The sequence below is a fragment of the Gilliamella sp. WF3-4 genome, assembly GCF_001690275.1.
Lineage (GTDB): Bacteria > Pseudomonadota > Gammaproteobacteria > Enterobacterales > Orbaceae > Gilliamella > Gilliamella apicola_C.
In genome coordinates, this window is the sequence record NZ_LZGW01000037.1 from 25,358 (window position 1) to 49,464 (window position 24,107).

General features: G+C 35.7%; 15 protein-coding genes. All 15 read right to left on the reverse strand.

Going from position 1 to position 24,107, the window contains the following annotated elements; all coding sequences use genetic code 11:
* Positions 1-254: 254 nt before the first annotated feature.
* A complete protein-coding gene (locus A9G47_RS08200; protein WP_065642661.1) occupies positions 255-1,742 on the reverse strand; it encodes a hypothetical protein in 1,488 nt (495 codons plus the stop codon).
* A gap of 427 nt (positions 1,743-2,169) precedes the next feature.
* Positions 2,170-3,621 (reverse strand): VWA domain-containing protein, encoded by a 1,452-nt coding sequence (locus A9G47_RS08205; protein WP_065642662.1) that lies wholly within the window; start codon positions 3,619-3,621, stop codon positions 2,170-2,172.
* 119 nt (positions 3,622-3,740) lie between these two features.
* Positions 3,741-5,126 (reverse strand): VWA domain-containing protein, encoded by a 1,386-nt coding sequence (locus A9G47_RS08210; protein ID WP_065642663.1) that lies wholly within the window; start codon positions 5,124-5,126, stop codon positions 3,741-3,743.
* Positions 5,127-5,245: 119 nt separating this feature from the next.
* Positions 5,246-6,652: a VWA domain-containing protein gene (locus A9G47_RS08215; protein ID WP_065642664.1), complete on the reverse strand. Its 1,407-nt coding sequence runs from the start codon at positions 6,650-6,652 to the stop codon at positions 5,246-5,248.
* Positions 6,653-6,710: 58 nt separating this feature from the next.
* The gene (locus A9G47_RS08220; RefSeq protein ID WP_065642665.1) at positions 6,711-7,193 is read right to left on the reverse strand and encodes a hypothetical protein; all 483 of its coding nucleotides are present in this window, start codon (positions 7,191-7,193) and stop codon (positions 6,711-6,713) included.
* Between the two features lie 2 nt (positions 7,194-7,195).
* A complete protein-coding gene (locus A9G47_RS08225; protein ID WP_065568395.1) occupies positions 7,196-7,885 on the reverse strand; it encodes a hypothetical protein in 690 nt (229 codons plus the stop codon).
* Complete coding sequence (locus A9G47_RS08230; RefSeq protein ID WP_218057452.1) at positions 7,885-9,510, reverse strand: SUMF1/EgtB/PvdO family nonheme iron enzyme; 1,626 nt, start codon at positions 9,508-9,510, stop codon at positions 7,885-7,887. Before A9G47_RS08230 ends, A9G47_RS08225 begins: the two co-directional genes overlap by 1 nt.
* A complete protein-coding gene (locus tag A9G47_RS08235; protein WP_065568396.1) occupies positions 9,467-10,690 on the reverse strand; it encodes an ABC transporter permease in 1,224 nt (407 codons plus the stop codon). The genes A9G47_RS08230 and A9G47_RS08235 overlap by 44 nt, the downstream gene beginning before the upstream one ends.
* A 3-nt stretch (positions 10,691-10,693) precedes the next feature.
* Positions 10,694-11,410, reverse strand: a complete 717-nt coding sequence (locus A9G47_RS08240; RefSeq protein WP_065568397.1) for an ABC transporter ATP-binding protein — start codon at positions 11,408-11,410, stop codon at positions 10,694-10,696.
* Positions 11,411-11,412: 2 nt separating this feature from the next.
* Positions 11,413-13,377: a vWA domain-containing protein gene (locus tag A9G47_RS08245; RefSeq protein ID WP_065642666.1), complete on the reverse strand. Its 1,965-nt coding sequence runs from the start codon at positions 13,375-13,377 to the stop codon at positions 11,413-11,415.
* A gap of 12 nt (positions 13,378-13,389) precedes the next feature.
* A complete protein-coding gene (locus A9G47_RS08250; protein ID WP_065642667.1) occupies positions 13,390-14,403 on the reverse strand; it encodes a hypothetical protein in 1,014 nt (337 codons plus the stop codon).
* 113 nt (positions 14,404-14,516) lie between these two features.
* The gene (locus A9G47_RS08255) at positions 14,517-17,189 is read right to left on the reverse strand and encodes a putative virulence factor (RefSeq protein ID WP_065642668.1); all 2,673 of its coding nucleotides are present in this window, start codon (positions 17,187-17,189) and stop codon (positions 14,517-14,519) included.
* Positions 17,186-20,212 (reverse strand): virulence factor SrfB, encoded by a 3,027-nt coding sequence (locus A9G47_RS08260; RefSeq protein WP_065642669.1) that lies wholly within the window; start codon positions 20,210-20,212, stop codon positions 17,186-17,188. Before A9G47_RS08260 ends, A9G47_RS08255 begins: the two co-directional genes overlap by 4 nt.
* A 9-nt stretch (positions 20,213-20,221) precedes the next feature.
* Positions 20,222-21,787: an SrfA family protein gene (locus A9G47_RS08265; protein WP_065642670.1), complete on the reverse strand. Its 1,566-nt coding sequence runs from the start codon at positions 21,785-21,787 to the stop codon at positions 20,222-20,224.
* 286 nt (positions 21,788-22,073) lie between these two features.
* Positions 22,074-23,948 (reverse strand): bifunctional glutathionylspermidine amidase/synthase, encoded by a 1,875-nt coding sequence (gene gss / locus A9G47_RS08270; RefSeq protein WP_065642671.1) that lies wholly within the window; start codon positions 23,946-23,948, stop codon positions 22,074-22,076.
* Positions 23,949-24,107 lie beyond the last annotated feature (159 nt).

Here is a 24,107-nt window from a genome sequence, read left to right on the forward strand (position 1 = left end):
ATTGAATTAACAAGTTATAAAGAAAAACAGAATCTTGTTAAAAATTTTTAATTAGGTATGCGTTTCAGTATAGAATTCTTTTTGATCCTTTTAGCTTTATATTGAAACGACGCTTATTGTTGTTGATTAACATTAATAATAAGCACGTTATTCTTCAATATTATCATTGCGTTTTTCTCCATTTTAAGTTGAGGCAACTTCTTTAATGCTTAGCCTTAATTAGCTGATAATCCTGCTTGTCAAGCTAATTATCATCACGGATAGATACACAACCCATTGTTGTGACTGTAAGGATAACTTCCATCAGCAGCACCAGAAGTTGAATCGATACGAAATCTCCATCCTCCATAGGGATCACTCGTCCAGAACCAAGCATTTACAATACCAGCACCTTTATAATGGGTTATATCCCCCCACTCAGAGAAAAATCCAGCACCGATTTGACGCTGATAATGATGGCCACTTGATGCTGGCGTGGCACCAACTAAACTTCGGCAGTAAATAGTTTCGTTTGCTCCTGAGCAGACCGCATTAGTAAGATCTTTTGCTTGTGGAAGACGATAACCTAAACTAGCACACCAATTTTCAGTTTCGATGTTGGTTGCTGACCTTTCACCACGGCTGACAAACCACTTCTGTAACACAAACCCATATTTTATCACTGCTGCACCGCTACTATCATAACCAACTAACTCAAAAGTTTTTGGTAAGGCTGGTGTGTAAATTCGAGCTGGGTTTGCCTCCTTTATTTGATCATCAGTTGCCACAGGACCTGTTAGCAAAACTCGCACACGGGTGCCATTCGCATTGGGTGTCATAATAGCCGTTATTCCCTCATCGGTAATGGAAGGCCAAGTCAATTGGGTACCTTCCGATATATCTAAATCAAAATATAGGCCATTTGCGCCCGTGGTTGGGAAGTTAAGGTTATATGATGTCGGTATTATAGATTGAGGAAGAAAGCCCCTGTTTGGCTGCCAAATATTAGCTGGACCAGCAAATTTCCACCCATTAAAGCCTGGTTCATTATTTCCGCCAAGCCTCAAATTAGGCTTAGCATAAAGAACGGCTGGTGATGATTTTGGAATGATGTAGTAAGTCACTGTGCCAGCGTTAAAAGTACTACGATTAGGTACACCATACTGGGTACTTAAACTACTATTTGTATTACTTAACACTACTTTATAAGGCGCTCTAGCAATATCTAAAGTATCAGCGCGACCAACTACCTGATTATTTTTATCTGTAATATTAACGGTTAAGCTACCCATAGCCGTTACGCCATTAACCTCCTGCCCATCACCATCATCATCACCCCAATAATAATAAGGCGCATCAATAAGTGCTTTTAACTCTATCGTATCAGTTGTTGATGGTACTAACATGCCAACATCAGCAAAAGTCTCTCCAACACGAGGAAGTACGATTGGGTTTGTTGCTGAAGTATTAGTAATTGGAGTAATGGTAGTGCCATCTGATAAGGTAATAGCTAATAAATCTTCTGTATTTATCACTTTTGTTTTACCGTTATTAAACGTTAAATAAGGCGCACTACCTTGAATCGTGTTTGTTGTGGTAGCTGATAATGCCTGAGAATCGAACGAAAACGGCAATAGCAATAACAGGGATAATGTTATAGGGAATTTTACTAATATTAATGAAGTGAACGAGAAAACCTGTCTACAATAGTGATTTAATAGATTTAAAACATAAAGCTGCTGCATTCTATCGCGGTAATGCACAAAATACTCCTTTCCTCAATTACTTATCTGTTTTATTTAACTCTGTTATAACTTTTGGCTAGTAAAATAAGTTAAATTAATTTGTTATCACCTGAATTATAACGTTTGAAAAAAAATTGACCACTTTTGCGATTAAAATATTTGTAAGGATTTGTTAAGAATGGTTCCGCATAAAAAATTAAATGACTAATGAACAAATAGTATTAGCCAATATTTATGCTTTTTGAATAATTTGGAACAAACACGAAGTGTACCGAATGAATAGCTGACAAAACTAAATATTAAACGCTAAATCAAGTTGTGAAAATTTTTACTTAGATCTTGTGATAACGCTTAATAATTTATAAATAAAAAATAGATGATAGCATAATTATCAATAATCTATATCAATAAATTAGCTAATAAATCCACTATTTTTTGTGTTTTTTTATTGACATACTGGTCTATTAATTTTCAAATTTGAAACCGCTTTATTCATCTGTTTGATCATATCTTTTGGACTTTGAGCAATGTAAACTTTGCCACCAGTGACATTAGCAATACAGTCTATTTTGTGTTCACCGGCAATATCAACGATATTAATTTTTAACCTAGGCTTTTGCGTAGCAATATAATTCGCTAAGGTGCAAATGTTATTTTTTGTACAATTATCTTCGCCGTCACTAATAATAAGTATATAGTCATCACGTTTTACACCATCTAACATTTTGCTGGCTTTTTCTAGCCCGTTATATAAAGGTGTCCCTCCCCCTCCTGCTGCAGTTGGTGTTAATTTTTTAATTTTACGCTTTAGTGTTCCTCGGTTAGCATAATTATAAAATGGCGAAACATATGCTGCTGGGCAATTTGTTAGTGTCACAAGCGAGATATCAATGTTCGGTTGTATCTTATCAATGCTTGATGTAGCCACACTCTTACTACTTGATAAACGAGTTGGTAAGCGCGTCATTCGCTTTTCGTATTGGATTCTTTCCTGCTCGGACATATTCCTATAACCATAAGTCAAATATTGAAAATATTGCTCCACTTCTGATGGCGATTCATTCAATGTCACCGTCATGGATAATGAATTATCAAACACAATTGCCATTTTAGATGGATTAGGATCTTTATTCATCTCTTCTTTGGTTATACAGTTAGGTGGATTTTTTACCTTTGGTGCTGGCTCAGGTACAGGCACTGTCTCTGGTTTAGGCTCAGATGTTACAATTGGCGCAGGCTCTGATGTCGGCAAAAGATCTTGTGGTTCAACAACTGGCTCTGTTTTAGGTTCTACTTGTTTTGTTTCAACAGATGATGAAATAACTGGCGCTGGCTGCTGAGGGGCAACTGCCCTTTCTTTATCAAAGGGGTAAAATAAATACCAAAGGAAACTAGACAAACCAAGCAGTAATAAAGCTAAAAGTAAAAAATGCCACCAACGCCAAAATGGTTTAGGCACAATAACAGGAGCCGGTGCGGGCATAACAGGCTCTTCAAAGGCATTAATAATAACAGGATCTTCATTTATAACATAAATCTGATTACCTAAACTCTTAATTCTTGGAAGCCAAAACGAAATTAAACGCTGATCTTCATCGCTTAAGATCATCAATTTAACAGCTTGTTCAATATCATTAATACGTGTTTGTAATGTCTTAGCTATTTGATTTTTATGTGATTCATTAGCAATACTATCAAGTAAAACAGGTTGACCTTCAAGATTAGTATACCAGCCAATATATTTATTGTTATCAATTAACTTTGGTGTTGCTAAAATTGAAAACGTACGATCAGTTAAATGTGACTTTAGTAATAGTAGTAAGGATTTATATTGGTTTAGTAGAGAAATCTTCTCTGAATTATTATGTTCAAAGACAGTTCTAGTTATTCGTTGCATTACTAATTTAATCCCTTACATTTTACCTTTACACTAAAGCTACATTAATTTTAAAACATGCTCATAAGCAGAAATACAATTAATGCTATATGCATTTATATAATATTATTTCAACATAATTATTCACATAGCGGTTTGCTAATATTCATACTTGAAACAGCATTGTTCATTTGTTCAACTATTTGTTTTGGGCTTTGAGCTACATAAACTTCACCACCAGTTTGCTCTGCCACACAATCAATTTTATGTTGCCCAGCAATATCCACAATATTTATCTTTAAACGTGGCTGTTGGGTAGCGATTTTGCTCGCTAACGAACAAATATTAGCCTTGGTACAATTGTCTTGACCATCACTAATAACTAATATGTAATCATCACGGTTTACGCCATCAAGCATTTTGCTGGCTTGTTTTATCCCACTATATAACGGTGTTGCGCTGTTATCATCTAGTGGTTTTAACTTGTTGATTTTATTCTTTAAGTTACTTCTATTATCATAACTATAAAACGGTGTAGTTTGTGCTACAGGGCAAGCTGAGAGTGTAACTAATGCTATATTAACGTTTGCTTGAATTTTATCAATGCTTGCTAATGCAACTTCTTTGCTACTTGATAACCGATTAGGCAGGCGTGTCATGCGTTTTTCATAGGCATCAGCGTCTTCTAGCGACATTGAATAGAAATCAGTGTTCAAATATTTATTAATAGAATCTTGAGATTCCATCAACGTCAATGACATTGATGCTGAATTGTCAAATATCATAACCATTTTAGGTGCATCACTGTTACTGACAATCTCTTCACGAGCAACACAATTTTTAGGTGCAATGGCCGTTGGCTCTGATGTCGATTTTACAACTGGTTCAACTTCTTCTTTGCGGGGTTGCACAATAGGTTCTGGTTTCTTTTCTTCTACTGGTTGAGTAATGGCTGGCTCAGCAACTTGAGCCACAGGCTTTTGTTTTCCATATGGGCAAAATAAATACCAAAGGAGCCCAAACAAACCAAGCAATAATAAAGCTAAAAGTAAAAAATGCCACCAGCGCCAGAATGTTTTTGGTGGAATAATAGGAGGTGGCGCGGGAGGCAAAATCGGATCTTCAAAGCTATTAATGATAACGGGTTCATCATTAATAACATAAATAGGGTTACCTAAGCTTTTAATTCTAGGCAACCATGATGAAATAAATCCCTGCTGCTCAGCAGTTATTGGCATTGACTTAACTGCTGACTCGATATCGTTAATACGATCTTGCAATGTTTTTTCTATCTTACTTTTTTGTGATTGATTACAAATCTCACTCAATAAAGCAGGTTGCCCTTCTAAAAGCGTATACCAACCAATATACTGATTATCGTTAATCAATCTTGGTGTTGCTAAAATCGAGAAAGCACGCTCTGTTAAATGCGGTTTTAGCAGTGTTAACAAAGAGTTATATTGATCTAATAAAGACATCTTTTCGGAGTCATGGTGTTCAAAAGCTATCCGAGTTATTCGCTGCATTATTAATTTAATCCCTTATAGTTCAATTTTAGACTAAAACTGTACTCATTTTGAAACATGCCCATAAACAGAAATACAAATGATGCTAGATACATTTATATAGCATCATTTGAAAATAATTATTCACATAGTGGTTTGCTAATATTCATACTTGAAACGGCGCTATTCATTTGTGCAACTATCTGTGCTGGACTTTGAGCTACATAGACTTTACCGCCAGTTTTATTAGCTACACAATCAATTTTATGCTTCCCAGCAATATCCACAATATTTATCTTTAAACGCGGCTGTTGAGTGGCTATTTTGCTCGCTAACGAACAAATATTAGCTTTGGCACAATTGTCTTGACCATCACTAATAACTAATATGTAATCATCACGGTTTACACCATCAAGCATTTTGCTGGCTTGTTTTATGCCACTATATAATGGCGTTGCACTGTTATTATCTAGTGGTTTTAACCTGTTAATTTTATTTTTTAACTTACTTCTATTGTCATAACTATAAAACGGTGTAGTTTGTGCTACAGGACAAGATGAGAGTGTGACTAATGCAATATCAACGTTTGCTTGTATTTTATCAATGCTTGCTAATGCTACTTTTTTACTACTTGATAACCGATTAGGCAGGCGTGTCATGCGTTTTATATAAGCCTCAGCTTCTTCTGGCGACATTAAATCTTCTGTATTCAAGAATTTATTAATAGCAGCTTGAGACTCCATCAATGTAAACATCATTGATGCTGAATTATCAAATATCATAACCATTTTAGGTGCATCACTGTTACTGACAATCTCTTCACGGGCGATACAGCTCTTAGGTGCAACGACCGTTGGCTTTGAAGTTGGTTCTGAAGTTGGCTCTGATGTCGATTTTACAACTGGTTCAACTTCTTCTTTGCGGGGTTCCACAACAGGTTCTGGTTTCTTTTCTTCTACTGGTTGAGTAATGGCTGGCTCAGCAACTTGAGCCACAGGCTTTTGTTTTTCATATGGGCAAAATAAATACCAAAGGAGCCCAAACAGACCAAGCAATAATAAAGCTAAAAGTAAAAAATGCCACCAGCGCCAGAATGTTTTTGGTGGAATAATAGGAGGTGGCGCGGGAGGCAAAATCGGATCTTCAAAGTTATTAATGATAACGGGTTCGTCATTAATAACATAAATAGGGTTACCTAAGCTTTTAATTCTAGGTAACCATGATGAAATAAATCCTTGCTGCTCAGCAGTTATTGGCATTGACTTAACCACTGCTTCGATATCGTTAATACGATCTTGCAATGTTTTTTCTATCTTACTTTTCTGTGATTGATTACAAATCTCACTCAATAAGACAGCTTGCCCTTCTAAAAGGGTATACCAACCAATATATTGATTATCGTTAATCAATCTCGGTATAGCTAAAATTGAAAAAGTACGCTCGGTTAAATGTGGCTCTAGCAGCGCTAGCAAAGAATTATATTGATCTAATAAAGACATCTTTTCGGAATTATTATGATCACACATAAACCTTGCTATTCGCTGCATTGCGTAACTGTTTCCTTTTATTTCTTATACTGTTATAAAAAAGCGATTAAACAAAAATTTATATATTTAATGCCTTTTGCAACTGTTGAAGTTTTTTGTTTAACGTTTCTAACTCAACTTGCTTTTCAATTTGTGAATTATTTGAATTGTTAGCTTTTTTTAGTTGCTGTTCAATGTCTTTAACTTGAGCTTGTAGATCATCACGACCTTTAGCCTTTTGTTTAACTTCGTTTGTTAATTTAGTTAAATCATTTTTCAATTTTTGTTGTTGCGCTTGTTTTTGTTTAACACTTAATGAGGTATCGTTTTTCTGTTTTTCAATTGCCGCATAGATTTCTTTAAATTGCTGATTCGCTCTTACTTCATTTTCCAGAATTTGCTTTTTCTGATCGATCCGAGCTTGGTAATTTCCTGAATAATTACAGCTAATTTTATCCATAATACCAATGTTAGTATTAGTCGGATCGCACTGCTCGGGAGTCGTTGAGCAACCAGCTAAAAAAATAAGTGGGCTGAGTAATAGAAGATGTGTTTTTTTCATAATTAGCTAACCTTAACTGCTGAACGTTGTTGTGTAACAAGATTAATTTGATTTTCAAGTACTGTAATTTGTTTATGTAATTGACTTATTTGTTTATCGAGTTTTGATACATTAACGCCTGATTGTTGTTCTTGAGAAGAGATTAAAACCCAATCATTTTCAACTTTTCTCATGCGTTTTAATTTATCATTTAAATAGGCAATATTAGCATCAATTTGCGTTAAATCATTTTTAGCTTGTCTTTTATTTAACGTATCTTTTTTGATTTGATTATTTAACACTTTAAGAGTCGCTAAATTTTTATCCAACACAGCTTTAGCTGTTTCAGTTACTGCTTGAACTTCGTAAGTATTTTGTTGAATGTCTTGGATATAAACATCAAGGCGCATTTCGGCATTAGCATATTCTGCTCGTTTACTGTCAAGATAATAGTTAGCGCCCATCATCACACCACAACCAACCGCAGCTGATGCAATACAAACGCCAGCTTTTCCACCTGCTAACATACAACCAATACCGCCTAAACCCGCGCCAACAGCACAAGACTGCCATGCGGATTTACTAAAAAACTTAGCCGTGTTACTTTTCGTTAGAGCAGGATCGGCATTTCTAGAGCTGACTCCTCCCCCCCCTTGGCAGCCAGTTAAAATAAGCGATACACACAAAAACAGCGTTACTATAATTTTATTCATCATCTTTTTCCTTTTATTTCATTGCATGTTTGTAGCCAAGCTGATCTCGCAATTTTCCCCGATTCAATATATTGATTAATATGTTTGAAATAGAGTTTTAAATAGTCACTCATATTAGCTTTGCCACTATTCTCTAAAATAAATTGAGTAGAGCTAACTTGATCATTAATAGTAATTTTCTCGTAATTTGACGCAGTATTAACAATAGTATCGGAATAATATTTCAATATAAAGTCCCGAGCATTTTTAGACTCATCAACAACTTGTTTCAAATTATCTAGCTTCACTTTTGAACACATATTATCATCATCTAAAGTATCGCTTTCTTTTGGATCGCAAACTTCATTAGCCATGGTTCTATATAAATTGTCATTATACTCAAATTTACTGCTTAAATCAGAAACATTCGCACACAAAAATGCACCTAATTGTAATGCTGACTGAATGGATCGATCTCGTTGTTCATCACGAGCTTGGTTAGCACTACGTAACAGTGTATTAAGTTGATTTAATTCTTTTTTCGTTTTCTCGTCTTCCACTTGTTTGGTGATTTTTTCAAGCTCACTAACAACATTAGCATTTTCTGAGCTTTCCGTTTCGCTACCTAATTGGTTCCATTCTTTTTCTAACTCTTTGATTTTATCACTAGAATTCATCACTTCTGTTGTATAAACCAAACGAAACCCAACATCTTTACTCTTATAAGCACCTTTATCATCATAAAAAGGTTTTTCGGTACGAAAAGCACTGGTAGTTGATGATTCAGGTGTCAAATAACTACCACCACGCACTGTCATACCGCCTTGTTGACCATGATAACGATCGAGCTTATTCATTCGAAACGAATCAAACATCATTTCGCTTGCATTACCTAAGATATCAAACAAATCTAGCGGATTAGGTTCAAGCCGTCCAATAAGTTGTAATTTTCCATTAGCTGACTTGGCACCAGAAAACCACGCGTAATTTTCAAGATTACCCGTCATTGGGAACCGTGATTCACGAAATTCTGATTCGGTTACTTTCGAACCACCTCGTGCAGCATATTCCCATTCGGTATTATTCGGTAAACGGACATAACCATTAGGCAAACTAATTGATTTTAGCTTTGACCGATTTTCAATTAACCAACGATTATATTTATTCGTAAAAGCTATAGCATCAAACCAACTAATATCAGTGATAGGAAAAGAGAGGTTCACTTTAGGTATTGGGCAGGTGTCATTCATTACAGATTGATATTGCAATACGGTAATTTCATATTTACCTATCAAATAGTACCGTTCTTTACCTGCATCAGAAAAACTTCCTGCTATATAGTTGGGTGTCGCATATTCAGCAAAACCAAGCTCTTTTTGATTACTTCCTAAAATAACTTTGACATCATCTAACGATTTATTGGTAGGAGTAAATACCTTTTTCATCACTAAACTACCATCACACGGCATGGGTAAAATGACATCATCTTTGGCTGGTTTGGGATTATAAAATTTACTGTCCCAAGGCTCAGCAAAGCTTAATGAGGGAAGTAAGCTTATTGTAGCCAATCCCCAATAAGCCAATCGAATACATTGGGGATAACTATGCTTCACGTAAGCTTTCTGCTGGTTGAATTTTAATAGCACGTCGCCCTCCTATAACCACAACGCCGCTTGATATAAATAAAGTCAGTAAAAAAGCAACGATAAGATGATAAAATTGTAATTGACTCACCACGGATTGTGAAATCAAATTTTTACCTAAAACTAAATTAAAGGCACTATTTCCTAATCCAAAAAGCACACAAGAGATAACAAAAGCTAAACAGCTTAAAATCATTGCTTGATTGATTAAATAAAGCATAATGCTTTTTGAACGAAATCCAAGTAATCGCATAAAGGCAATATCTTTGCGTTTACGTTCAATATTTGATAAAAATGCCCCTGTAAATGACAAAATACACCCTAAAACAGCTGTAATTGCAATGACACTAAAAATAAAATTGAGCACTCGATCGATTGCTTGCATGTTTTCAATCGCATTAGCTTGTGTACGCGTTTCTATATTTTTTTCTCGTAATTTAAAGGCTAATGGGGCGACATTATCTAGTGAATTGGCATAAATACGGGCTCGCGCAAACGAAGTATGTTTTGGCGGATTTGATTGCCCAGTAGACGTTAAAAAAATATCACTTTGGTAGCCATCATAAAAATCTTCCATGGCAATAAGTAAATCTAAAGAAACAAAAGCAGCTGCTCGACTATAACGACTCTCGGGAATAATATCTACCACATCTAATGTGGTTATGCCTTTTTCCAGTTTTCCATCAAGCTGCCTTGTTATCACCATTTTCACACGACTACCGATAGTTGCTTGCATTTTTTCTGCCGATAATGCGCTTAATATAATTTGATTTTTATTATTAAGCAAAGGCGTAGCTTCTGTTATTGGATCACCTGTAGCCGTAGGAATAATTTCGGCATTATTCACAAAATGACTCGCATCTTTCATTAAATCAGCTTGTGTATTTAATGAGCGTGTTAGAGGGATAACAAAAGCCGTTTCAGGCTGTTTTTTTATCCACTCAAACATTTCACTCGTAAACTGTAAATTACCAACGATTTTGACTTCTAAATTTTGTGGATCATTAAGTAATTGTTCTCTAAGTTGAGAAACCACACCATATTTTAAGCTAAATAACAATAATAATGGCGTAATCACTGAGATCACCGAGGCAATAATACAAAACGAAACTTTTTTGTCATACCATAAGTCAGCTAAAGATAAGCGAGTAACAAGTAACCATTTTAATATTGCTTTAGTCATTTTTTACGCCTTATCTTGTAATGGTAAAAATACTGAGGATTGGGGGGAAGTTAAGTTAGCTGATAAAGTAAATAACCCTTTGCTTGCAATGCGTTGCCAATCGTGCGTTACAATCATCACAGCAATATTGTCTTGCTGAGCTTGCTCAATAATTAAATCAAAAAGTAAACTTGCATTATAGGGATCCAATGCCGAGGTTGGCTCATCGGCAAGTAATAATGCCGGTTTATGAATAATGGAACGAATAAAAGAAGCGCGTTGCCTTTCACCAATAGATAACTGTTTAGGATATTTGTTTAGCAAATGGTCAATTTTAAGTTTTTGCACTAGATAATCAAACCGGCTGTTATCCACTTTTTTTTGTAATAACTTCAATGATAATAAAATGTTATCACGAACTGTCAAAAAAGGTAGTAATCCACCTGTTTGTAACATAAAACCCAAATACTGAGCTCGAATATCAGCCAGTTTATCAAGCTGGTTTTGCTCGATTAGCGTTGCAATGTCGATTGCATAATTATCAACAATCAATTTATAGTGGCCAATTTCATCTGGTTTTAAAATCATTCCTACCATTTCAAGTAATGTGCTTTTGCCTGCACCACTATCGCCCTGAATAACAACAACTTCACCAGCTTTGACGGTTAGCTCTGGCAGGCAAACACTAAAAAAGGATTTACCTGTTGAGCGCAAAATAGATAACTGCTTAATAGTTAACATATCTAAGGCAACATTTCTAATGGAATAGGATAAACATTTTCACGAGGGTCGCTGCCTTCGGCTAACGAAATCCAACGATCGACATCGGCATTACATTTTTGATAGTAACGAATTTTACTATTTAAATTACGGATAAATTTTTCTTGCTCAAGTCCGCTCATGCTTTTCCAAGTATCTTGATCAAGCCCTGTCACATCACTTTTATATGGAATATTATCTAGATATTCACCAAGCAGACCTAAGTCAGCAATTTTGGTCACCGAATCTGATTTTAATTTGCTTGGATCTTGCCCCATCGCAGCAGCAACAGAACGAAGCTGGGAAAACATATCATCGGCTGAAATTAACCCGTCATTAGCCGCATTAGCAATTTTGCTGACAATATCACTCAAATCACTAAGTTGCGATTTAGTTAATAATATACGAGGCTCGGCTGTTGGAATCGTCGGTTTAACGAAATCTTTATCTGCAATCCATGCTTTAAAAAAGGTTGGTGCTTTAGTCCCTTTGGTATCGCCTAAATAAGCTAACTGCATGGCCTTACTGAGTAGCAATGCATCTTTTAACATATCAGAATTATCATCTTTTGCATTAAGTGCATTGCCGACAGAAGCCTCGCCTTTATACGCAAGCTTAACTTGTTCTGATAAGGCTTTTGCCAGCAAGTCAACTTTTTGGCCAAACTGATGTACATCTCCCGCATTAACAGGATAATAAAGCGATTTATGAATGAAATCATTATAAGTTAGATCCGAATATTGCGTTGCAGCAATCTGATGATCTTTTTCACCACTTGGCGTTTTTAAATGTAGTGCGTAAATAGCGACGCCCTTATGCTGAGCTTCAAGTCTTAATTGCGCAGCATCCATTCCTGTACTAGAAAGTTTATCATCACCGGGAATTGCACTAGCATCTGTTATCAAAATCATGTAACGCGCGCCAAAGCTATTCCAATTAATATCATTTAATGCTTGAGCAACCCCAGCATAAGAATCTTCGGCAAAATATGCGGTTGATACAGAAGCTTGTTTAAGCGAAGCGCTTAGCTGTTTAAAATCCTCTTTATCTTTCACTTTATTGGGATCGGCAAAAAGTTTAGAAACAAATTCAAGTTTATCCGAGGCCTTTAAACTCGATCGAAATGAAACCAATCCAAATTTAACTTGATCTTGTAAATTTTCTTTTTCAATGTGCTGATAAACTCGCGTTACCGCTTCTTTAGTTCTTGAAATATAAGGATCCATTGAAATAGTGGAGTCAATAACAAACACAATGGCGGCTTTAAATGGAGCAACTTGATTAGTGCTATCATCAGTAGTTTGGCCATTAGCTGGTTTTGTATTATTTTTTACCAATGAATCCTGTTTACTTACTGATGCTACTTCTAGCACTCGCTCATAAAAACCTTGCCCATTCATAACCTCTTCACCTTGTAAAATAGGTAATAAATAGAAGTTACTTTTAAAATCAACAAACTCTTTAGGCTCTTGAGCAACCACATCTGAAGCTGGCTTATTGGCTTTTAACGTGTCACGAATAGGCTTTAATAAAACCTCTGGCTTATCAGCATCAACAATAGCGGTTAATGCAGCCTTATCTTTGAAAAATAACAAAGGATCACGATCAACAGGGTTTGTAAAAACTAATGTCATTTGCATATTCCAAGCAACTGCACATGAATTATTAATCCAACCTATCGCTTTTCCATAAGAATCAGGCCCAACTTTAAGCCATTGCTGATTATTGTCGTTTTTACGTTCATAAACATAATAGCGAGAAAATGCTGGCACAGATTTGCCGGTAGGATCTGTAATATTATTTTTTAATTCACACGTTGGTGTGCTTAATACACGCTGATATAAGGTTTTTTTACCTTCTTGTTTGAGCGGTTCAGCTGCCGAAGCTATCCAAGGTACACAAGCGAGGCTTAGACCAATAACGAGTTTTGAAATTGCTATTTTTTTCATATCCTTTCCTCACTATTTTTGCAATTCAGCTAAGCGATTTTTGGCTAAGGTATTATCAGGATCATGATTCAAAGATGTTTCATACCAATAAATAGCGGTTTCTTTATCTGCTTTAAAGCAACTATTATTTTCATAAAACTTCTCGTCGTACTCTTTAGCATAAAGTATAGCAATCTTCGCATTTTGCTGAGCTTGATTTGCATATAATCGTTGAGCAATATTACATTTTTCAGCTTTTTTAGCTTCAGTAATTATCTGAATAATTGCATCAACTTCTGGCTTGGTTTGTAAACATTGTTGAATAAAAGTTAAGTCATTGGTAAAACCATTATTTAAACTGCATTGGGCACTAATTTGCACCGGTGTTATTGGTTGTGATTGCTTTTTGAAAAAGAAAAAATACCAAGTAGCAAAAGCAATCCCGATTAACATCATAAAACCAATTATAATAGCAACGATTAATCCTAAGCGACTTTTCGGTTTAACCGATTCAAGCGGTATTTCAGGTTCAGGCTCTGGTATTGTTTCCGTTTCAACAGGTTCAGCCAGCATTGTCTTCTCAGTATCCATGCTGGACTCTTCAATTAATGGCGTCTCTTCTTCAACAATAGATTCGTTTGCTAATTCTGGTTTTGCTATAACTGGTTCGTCATTAGGTAATGCTGCCTGCACATTTAATGCCGTTGATGCAAACACGGTGTCAGCAATACTAACAACCCCGCCATCAATATAATTCTCATTTTGTTTATCACGAATTTGTATAAGAAAACGAACCTGATTTCCCTGTGACAACAAAGTGTCAACCAACCATTCACTGACTTGCCCTGTTAGCTGTTCATTCTCTACAGACATATTTTCAACTGTATGCCAGCTTTTTTCAGGAGCCCACTGATTCAAATCAGATAAATAGTACCCATCCTGATTACGTTGTATAAGCATATCAATTTCAGCACTGCCTTTCCATTTTTGAGCTAAAAACTTCGCAACACCGGGTTTATAACCGTCTAATTCAATTCTTAATGCCATGATATCCTCTATTTTACACCCACATTTTGAGCATCATTCACTCTATCGAGTGATAAGCCTTTTATTCAAAAAGGCTCATTTACTATATTTATTCAATACGTTATTATTTATTTTTAATTAATCTGCGATTGCTTGAAAAAACCAAGAATTTCGCCTAATCGACTATTTTGTTCTTGACTAATTTCTCGCCCTGCATGGTGGCCTACATTTTCTTGCGCAAGCACCGCAAACGCAATAAACCAATCAAAGATCGCATATTGAGAATAATTTTTAGTATTATCGTCTAGCTTTGGTAATGAATGCGATGATTGAACATTAAATTCACTTAATGGTGAAGAAAATATTGGCTTACCTTGATTAACTTTGCTCATTGGTATATCAGTTACTTGACCTTGAATAAAACCTAACCAAGCAATAAAGTCTGCCAGTAAATTATGAATAGTACTGATTTGCCTAGACTCAAGATCATCACGTTTATTACCCATATTTTCATTATTCAAAATATGCTCACTTAAACTTGCTTCAAGTTTCATGCGATTCGCAGCAGTAATAAGTTCTTCTATAATAAAAGAAAGTGATTTTTGAGTAATTCCAAAAAACTGTAAAATATGTTTATCTAAAACGATATTTCTTAAATGCTCTAACCATGCCGAAAAAACCGTTTTTGCAAACTTTGATTCTGTTGTTAATATAGTTGCTTGTTTGGTAGTTAACGATGAATTCACATCAGAAAATAATTCAAAATCCGCATTTAATCCGAAAGCATTTGATAAATTATCTAACAAATTATCATTACTATCTTGCTGTGTTTCATTTTCTATCGTATTAGAATGATAAAGTGCTCGAATTGTTTGATCGGGTAATTCAAACGTTTTAAGTAATTCGCCTAATAATAAAGCTTTATTTTGTAGTTCTTTAACAACATTAGCGATAACTTGTTTTTTCTTAACGAGCTCTTCATTACTATCTGCTTGATACCAAGTATCAAAACGCATATTAATAATGTAATCAATTTTTTCATTAAGTTGTTCAACAATCCGCTGTTGTTTAACTTCAGTTATAGCAACTTGTTCTAAATATTGACTAATTCGCCCTATACCGCCATCATTGAGTTTTAGCATAGCATCCCACGCTTCCTCTGGCTGAAAAACATATTCTTTAATATCACTATTTTGAATAAATGTGCTTCTTAATACATTCATTTTATCTTGATAATTTTCATTATAAGCTTGTTCTTGGCTAGTTTTTGAATCGACATTTAAAAACGGCACATCAAATCCAGGTTTGCGAACTAAGAAGACATTATTAAATTTATGCTCGTTGGACCAGTTACTTAGCCAATCATAACTACCAAAGCGTTCTAAAATAGTTTGTTGTAGCAAACCACCTTTACCCCAACTATTTTTAAGATTATCTTCTGATAGTGTTAATGAGGTACCAATGCGTTTATCAAACATAGTGATTGCCCATAATAAACCCGCTTTTTTAGTGGCTCTTTTTTCAGCAGTTTCACCTTGAGTTTTATCAATCCAACGCTCAAGAACGGGACCTACATCATTAACATCAGATTGTTTATCTGACGGAGTGCAAACAACTAGCACGTTCATTTCTTGGCTATCTGTGTATTTTTCGAAAAGATAAGCAACTTTGCCTCGCAATAAAAGCTGAGCAATAGGGTTACCTTCTTTAACATCTGAAACTGAAACCAAGTTTAAGCGACCACGATATCCAGGAAAATCGAGCAAATCGACGTTTTCAAATGTTGGCACTCTGGTTTTATTAACTAAAGGGAAGAGTAATTCAGCGGTTAGAAAAGCCAGTTGAGCTAAAGAGATATCTGTCGGCACTCCATTGAACGGCGTTATGGTCACTGATGAATCTTTATTAGTGTTCAATCGTTCAAGAATATCAACATTCATAATACTGTCAATTTGTGATTTAGTGCCATTATTATCTTTAACTAATACAGAAAGTGGCGCATACACAGTTTCAACATGACCTAAACTCGATAGTGTTGTGGCTAATTGAGTATAAATTGTAGTGAGCTCGGCAAGCCCACCCCACAAAACAGCCAATAACTCCCCTCGCTCAGCTATTGGTAAGTAAGGGAGCAAAAGGATGACTTTTTCCCAATATCCCCCTTTCAACTCATCAAGGGAATTGCCAAAGTTTTCAGATAAGTAGTCATAAAGATCAACAATATCGTCTTCGTTAACGCCACCTACATAACTGGTCTGTTTTTTAGTTTCTAAACGTTGAATCAACTGATTTAGCTGTACTAACTCAATTTTATTGGAGACTTTTTGTTGATCAAAATCCTTAAAGTAAGCATTTATCAAGATTTTGACAATTTCTATCTCTTTAAATAATTTCAATTCTAATGGATAGTTAGGTATACCACCTTTGGCAATACGGCTAAAGCGGGTAACAAGGCCTGTTGCCTCTTTGCCACTTCCGACTGGGTTAACGTGATCGATAAAATCGAGAACTTCATTATCCACAATGGTTTCAAGTTTACCATTTTCACCAGCGGCTAATGCTGAAATAAGATAAGATTTGCCCGCTTGTGATAACCCAAAAAAACCAACTGCAACAGATTTGGCAGAAACATCACCTAATCGTTTTGCACTATTACGCAAACGGCGCAAATCCAGAATTAAATTATCGGCTTCACTATTTAAACGTTTGGATGAATGACGTGTTTGATGCACCCATTCAATAGCCTTTGCGGACGCTTGATAGACCTGATCCCAAGATTTAGGAAGTTGTTCATTTAAGTTATTCATCGTTTTATCATTCCACTATCAAGCCAATATTGTGCACTAATTAAACCAGAGTTAACCATTGTGTTTAAGCTGAGTTTAATATCCTGATTTTTATTACAAGCCCGCCCATCAGAGGCTTTTAAATCTTTAATATAAAAATTTTCAACCATTTTTTGTTTGTTCTTTATACCTAAAGTCACTTGTAACACCACACCTTCAGCACTCAATCGTTTAGCCACGTCACTATTTTCAATTGTCAAAATATAGATAGGCGATGCAGGCCAACGGTCAACTTCAAGCTGCCTAAATCCAAGCCTTGTGGTTCCTCTAATTTCAAATGATAGTTCAGGAAAATCATAATCAGGATTATCCAAGTCAATATCTTGGTAATAGACATTTTCCTTTTTAATCATATTCAAATTATCTAGCAGCCCAATGTATTTAACAGTTGAATATAAATCCATATTAGATGATCTAAAATAGAAATTAGGTAATCGTAAATTCTTGCTTAAAAAGCACAGCATAGCTCCCACTGCGGCTGTCGTTTTAGGATCATCAATACGTTCTTGTTTATGGAATGGGTACCAGCTACCGGTGTGATACCCGTGTAATGGTAAAATTCGCCCAGCAGGTACTGATAACCGTGATCGAAAATAACTTTGAATACCTGGTAAACGCGAAGGGCGACCAGTTAATAAAAGCACATCACATTGATAACAGCTAATAATTTCCGATAGTGCATCAAAGGTTTTACAAATATTGTAATAATCACCACGAATAAACAAATAATGAATACGTTTTAAGTTAATTTCGATAGTTAAATCAAGCACCGAAAAATCAGGATTGTTTAATGCGCGCTTAATTGGATCATTAATAAAACTAAGCACGTTATCCGTCATAATGTTATGGTGTAATAATTCCCTAAAGGTAGAGCGATACACATGCTGTTCTGCGTGTAACGGATCGTAAAGCTCATACGCTTTTAATATTTGTAAACCAACAGGCGTAAATAACTGTAAAGTAAGTTGCTGACGCAATACTGCATCTTGTATAGATAGTTGTTGCGAACCAATAATTGTGGATAAAATTGGATTCGGGTCAGCAATGCCCGCTTGTTTTAAGCCAATTGTTAAAGCCGTTAACACGGTATCTTGGATAATATCAAGCAAGATATCATCACCAGCAACTTTAAATCCATCACGAAAACGTTGTGTAGGTACGATATAGGCATTACTACTATTGGTTTGTGCACTGACGCCGTAGTCTAATTGATAATCATTAATGACTAAATCGGTTGTACCACCGCCGATATCAACCGTTGCAATGGTCAGTTTTTGTTTATTTTCTTTGTCTGGGCGAATCATGGAAGCAATAAATTCTTCACTACGTCCATTATAATTATTTTGTGTCTCATTAAAAAGGTACACAACTTGACCGCACGTTGCTTCATCCCATTGAATATAAACTTCAGGGATATTTGGCCAAACACTTTGTAATTGCTCTGGATTATTGAAGTCAATATTGTCATCTGAACTATCCCAACCAAGGCTTTTCCAAACCAAGCCGATTGCTTGATATACACAGCTTTTGAATATAGCTTGTTCAGGCTTAGGCATCGCTGGAGGAATCGTTAAAATAATTGAACGTAAATTACGCGGTGTTTTAGCATGTTCAAGTTTATTACGTTGGGCAACACTATTGATTTGCATTAATGCGTGCATTAATACTTCGCAGAGCATAAATGTCATCAAAGAACTGCGAGAATATTTTGGATGGAAAACGGGCATTTTGCGATCATATTCTTCTTGAATATCATTGCTAAGAATGTGTAACGCTTCCCCATATTCATTAATTAAACTTGAAAAAGGCTCTGCGGTTGCAAACGGTTCATGATCGCTTTTGACATAATGAGAGTTAAAACGCCAACCTTGTTCGTATTTATCTTGATCCCACAAATAACGTTTTGGACTTGAAAGCCCAGTTGCCCCCTCATTGCCCTCCCGCCTACTGGCAAGCCGGCTTGCTTCTTGACCAACACGAACAATGCTTGGCCAACGAAACGTATCTCGTCGCCCACTTTGCAAAGAAAAATGCTCTTTACCAAAAAAGGTTTGGGAAAATTCTACTCGGCTTTCAAATGGTTCATTATAAATATGCTCTGGTTGCGTTAAATCCCGAATTTCAAGCTCATAACGATGGTTTAAACTATCTTTATCTTGAACATGATCTTCAATTAAAATGCCGCAAGTGCGAGAATTTCCTACATCTAAAATCATGTCAACAGGAATTGATTTCACCAAATCATTTTTAGTATTTGAGACAATTTTAATTGTCGGTAAATGTAATGAGTCGGCAAGTAAATGGATGATATTAAGATAATGACCATAATAAGCTTTATTTTTCATCTCTATATTAAGATCATCTCTGTGAATTTTTAAGCGCTGGGGATCACCCGCCAACTCTTGAAAAAGATCAATTAACCAATTGGTGATCCATTTTAGTTCTAAATACCAGGAAATGTGATCTGAACGATGTGCTAAACTAAATACGGCACCAGTCATTACATCATTTTCCGTTGGTGCAAGGTAAGCCACATCTTGTAAATTAGCAAACACTTTTGTATCAAAAGCAAAAGTAATTCGATGTGTATTACCATCGGGATCTTCCCCCTCAGGAATACTAACAATTCGAACTCGGCTCCAGTTATGAGGTCCTTTATCAAAGCGTTCAGGCGGTATTGAGCGTAAAACAGGCACTGGTAACCAAATACCGTCGTATAATTTTAACGATTGCTCAACACTTATTTCTTGTGTTGGATTAACGGCAAATGTTGGATTATCTGGCGAAAAAAATTGACCATTATCCACATCTTCAATCAATCTAATCAGTGCGCCACTTTCGGAGGGATCAATAAAGTTACCATTAACTCTATTGCGCCAATAGTTATCTTTCCAATCAATTTTAAGAGCAAAGTCAAGAAACTGAATACCGCTATTCATAATAAGTGTCACTTCTTGACCATAATTGCGTAATTCTGGAAGCATATACAACCTTTATTGTTTTTTCATCGTTATTGGGAATGCAGTCCCATTATTATAAATTCCTTGGCAATTGGCTTTATTATCCTTGCCTTGCGTACATTGAATTTTTGGTAATTGATATTTGGTATTGTCACTACAAACAGCCTCAGTGTTACCTGTTATATCTAAATTAGCGTTTTTAATGCCAGTGCTAACATTACCTGTACATTTTACACCATCACTACGTGTTATAGTCACTTCACCATTGCCATCATTAAAGTTATAACTTAATTGCAATGGCTTGCCGGTAGCTTTATCTTGGATCCCCCCGTTTGCAGACCATTGACCATTTAAGAAATCGGTGGTTCCTTGCTTGATTGCATCAGTAGGCAAAGCTAAATGGTCAGCCTGATCAGCAGCTGAAGTCGAATCTGATTTATTATTTTTATCGGTTGGAGAAGTCGTTTGGTCAGTGCCATCTTGGCTATTTTTCTCGTCAACATTATCTTTTTTATCCGGATCGGGAACATTGGATTTTTCATCCTTTCCATCAGTTTTATCCAGATCTGGAGATGGTACCGACCCATTTTCATTATCTTTAGCATCTGGTTTTGGAGTATTCTTATCATCATTTGTGCTATCAGCTGGTACAGGATGATCAACCGAATCACCAGTTGCATCAGCATTAGTAGGAACACGATTAACATTATTCGTATCACCTAAAGCTGTGTCATTTGGTATCACGTTATTGGTCGCGCCTAACCGATTTTCTACAACGACATCTTTTGGCTCAGTTTTTAATGCAACGTTAGGTTTTTTCTCATCTTGTTGTTCATTTTTTTCTGCTTGATTAATTGGAGCATTTTCTAAAGACAAATTTGGATTAATCGATATTTCAGGTTTTAACCAACAACCACGCAATAAAAACAATGCTAGCAAAAGCAACAATAAAGGTAATAATCCCAGTAACCATATCCACCAACGCTTCCACCATGGTTTATTATTAATAGGTGTCTGAACTGGAGGCACCGTTGCTGTTGATGCAACTTTTTTTGCGGGTTCTAAACAATAGAATGGAGAATTAACTTGAGGTGTTTGCGGATAAACAAATCCCCAAAAAGTAATAACGGGTTTGTCATTAACGATATAAACAAATTGATTACTTGGAAAACGTATCGCCATCAAATTAGGCTCAGCGCTGTCGGCATTATTTTTGGGATCATAAATAAGGCGGCTAAAAAGGAGTTGATCCCCTTCTAAATTAGGATTACTCGCTAGTTGCTTACCGAAATTCATCACTTTATGTTCAAATTCTCTAAGCAAAGTTAGTGCTGATTCTTGCTCAGACTCGCTAGCAGAGCTCCAAGGTACGATATAATATTGGCCATCAGGCTGGTCTGAGTCAAAAGGAATATACCAATCAATAATATTGCCTTGATCATTACGTTGGGGGATAGCTAAACAATCAGCATATTGCTTACCTAATTTAACTCGAAACATTTCGCGGATTTGAGTTGCAACGAGATAGGCAGCCTTACCATCATGCCCTAACATTTTGAAATCTTTGATATCACCACTTCGAAGTAATGTATTTGCCATATATTCCTTTTTATTCCTTAATTTTATTTATCTTTTTATAGGATTATATCAATTCTAACAGAAAAACTTGAATGTTGTAATTGGTTTGCTAGCCGATATTATGAGCTTTTCGTCTGTTTTTTAACTCAAAATACAATCAATTCATCATAAAAAATAATAGGTTATATAAAAATTATTTTAAAAAAGCCACGCGATTATCCGGTTAATTTTATCCAATAAGCACAATTGCTATTATTTCTGTTTTATACTAAAACGTATAAATTATCTGCAACCTCTTTATAAAAACTCACTTTATAAACTCATCATCTGTTAAAACGCGTAATGGTTGCATATCACTTTCACCTTTTATAACCAATGTAGGATCTGACCGTAAACAAGCACCGCCATAATGCCCACCAACAGTAAAAGTACATAACTGTAGATATCGATCATCGACCTTAGGTAAACACCATAATTCTTGATAGATGTTTTCTTGTTTTACAAATTTACCCTGTGTTTTATCAAGCACTTGTTCTTTACTATTCACTAATTCAATATTGCTACCCCGCCGTCCTGCGATCGGTTTAATAGCATAACCTTTTTTAATTAGGTTTTCATTAAGTTCAAAAGTCGATTCTAATAAGTAACGGTGGTTAGGAAATAATGACCATAACACAGGTAAAATAGCTTTATTACTTGGAATAACCGTCCATAATGGCTCAAAAACAGACACTTCTGGCCGTAATAATACATCAATTAATCTCACTGAATTTTCAGGGTGCCCTGTACGAATAGGTAACCCAGCAACTTGTGCTTCACTTTCTTCTCGAAGCTGTTCTAAAACCGTTTCCCAAGCCCATGTTTTCCAGACACAAGTTACTTGACGGCCTTCATCATCCACAAGCCGCCCACGTTTATCCCAACATAGCCCATTAAGGCCCCGTAAAATCTTACTACTAAATCCAGCTTGAGTAAGAGCACTTTGCATAAATAGTGCATGATAATTTTCTTCACTATCATTGTCTTGCATAATATGAACAAAAGGTTCGGCGTCACTATGCACCCAACAGTTAGCTAAAGAATTAAGTAGGCCACAACTAGGATCAGTTCCTCGGGTTAATCCCGCTTGGATTGCCCATTTTTGTAAAATATGCCCCGCTTCCGTATGGCAAGAGGCCGAATCGGCATTATATTCATAAACTTTAAAGCCACGCTCATCCATACAGAAATCTAATCGTCCAGTAATCATTTGATAACGGCGTTGCTGCCAAGAAAGACGTAATCTTGGCCATAATATTTCAGGAACATTAAAATTAATTAATAAATTATTATCCTTTAACACCTTGTCGGTAGCATGTAAATACATTAAATGTAATTCGTTTGTTGCCCGAATTAACTCTTGTTCGGCACTTTCTGAAATGGTGAAATAACGATATTGATCATCATGGCTAATCGCATGACCTGCTGCTAATACATACGCACTTTCTAATGGGTCTGATTCATTTAACCATTTTTTAGCAAATTGGCTTTCATTTTTAATATGAGCACTGTGGATTTCCAGTAAAGGCTTAGGAATTGTTGGTTGTGGTAAAGTATATTCGGTTTTGTCAGTTTGAATCATCCAACCTAAGATTTTCGTGTCATCAAACGTATCATGTAATTGATAGCCCTCATTGCTCACTGTCATTTTAAGTTCGCGCGTCCATTGTTGCCCAATGGGTAAGCGGGTATGTATTACATTTTGCTCAGCTATCCTAATTTTATCTTCAAACACTTCAGTAATAACAGCGACATGACCTGTTCTATCAAATACACCGCCATCATCCCATATCAATAAAGATCCTGCTTCTGGTATTTTTTTACTGCCATTAGCATACGCCTGTAAAGGTAAAATGGCTTCGTTAACAACTTGCCTTAAAAAGCGTAGTGAAAAAATTTCGTGAGCCATACCCACATCAGTAAATACAATACCGTAATTTAAGAATAAAAATCGCCTTGCAAATTCAACACATTGCCATTTATATCCCATATACTCATACCCAGAATAGCTACGAAATGATGCATCAGTCGGGTATTGGGTTCGATCCAATGTTTCATAATCAGAAGAATAAATGGCAACGCCACCTGGCGCATAACCTAATAATGTTCCGAAAGGTTCTTTATCACTGAGCTGAGATAACATATTGTATTAACCTTATAGAGAATGAATAGCAAGATACATTTATCAAGCTGTTAGAATTTTCTTATCATAGATCAAATTATAGCCTTTAAAAAGCAATGTTTATATTTCATTACTTGAAGAAGACTAAATTGCCTATATATAGTGACTATTCTTAGTAGT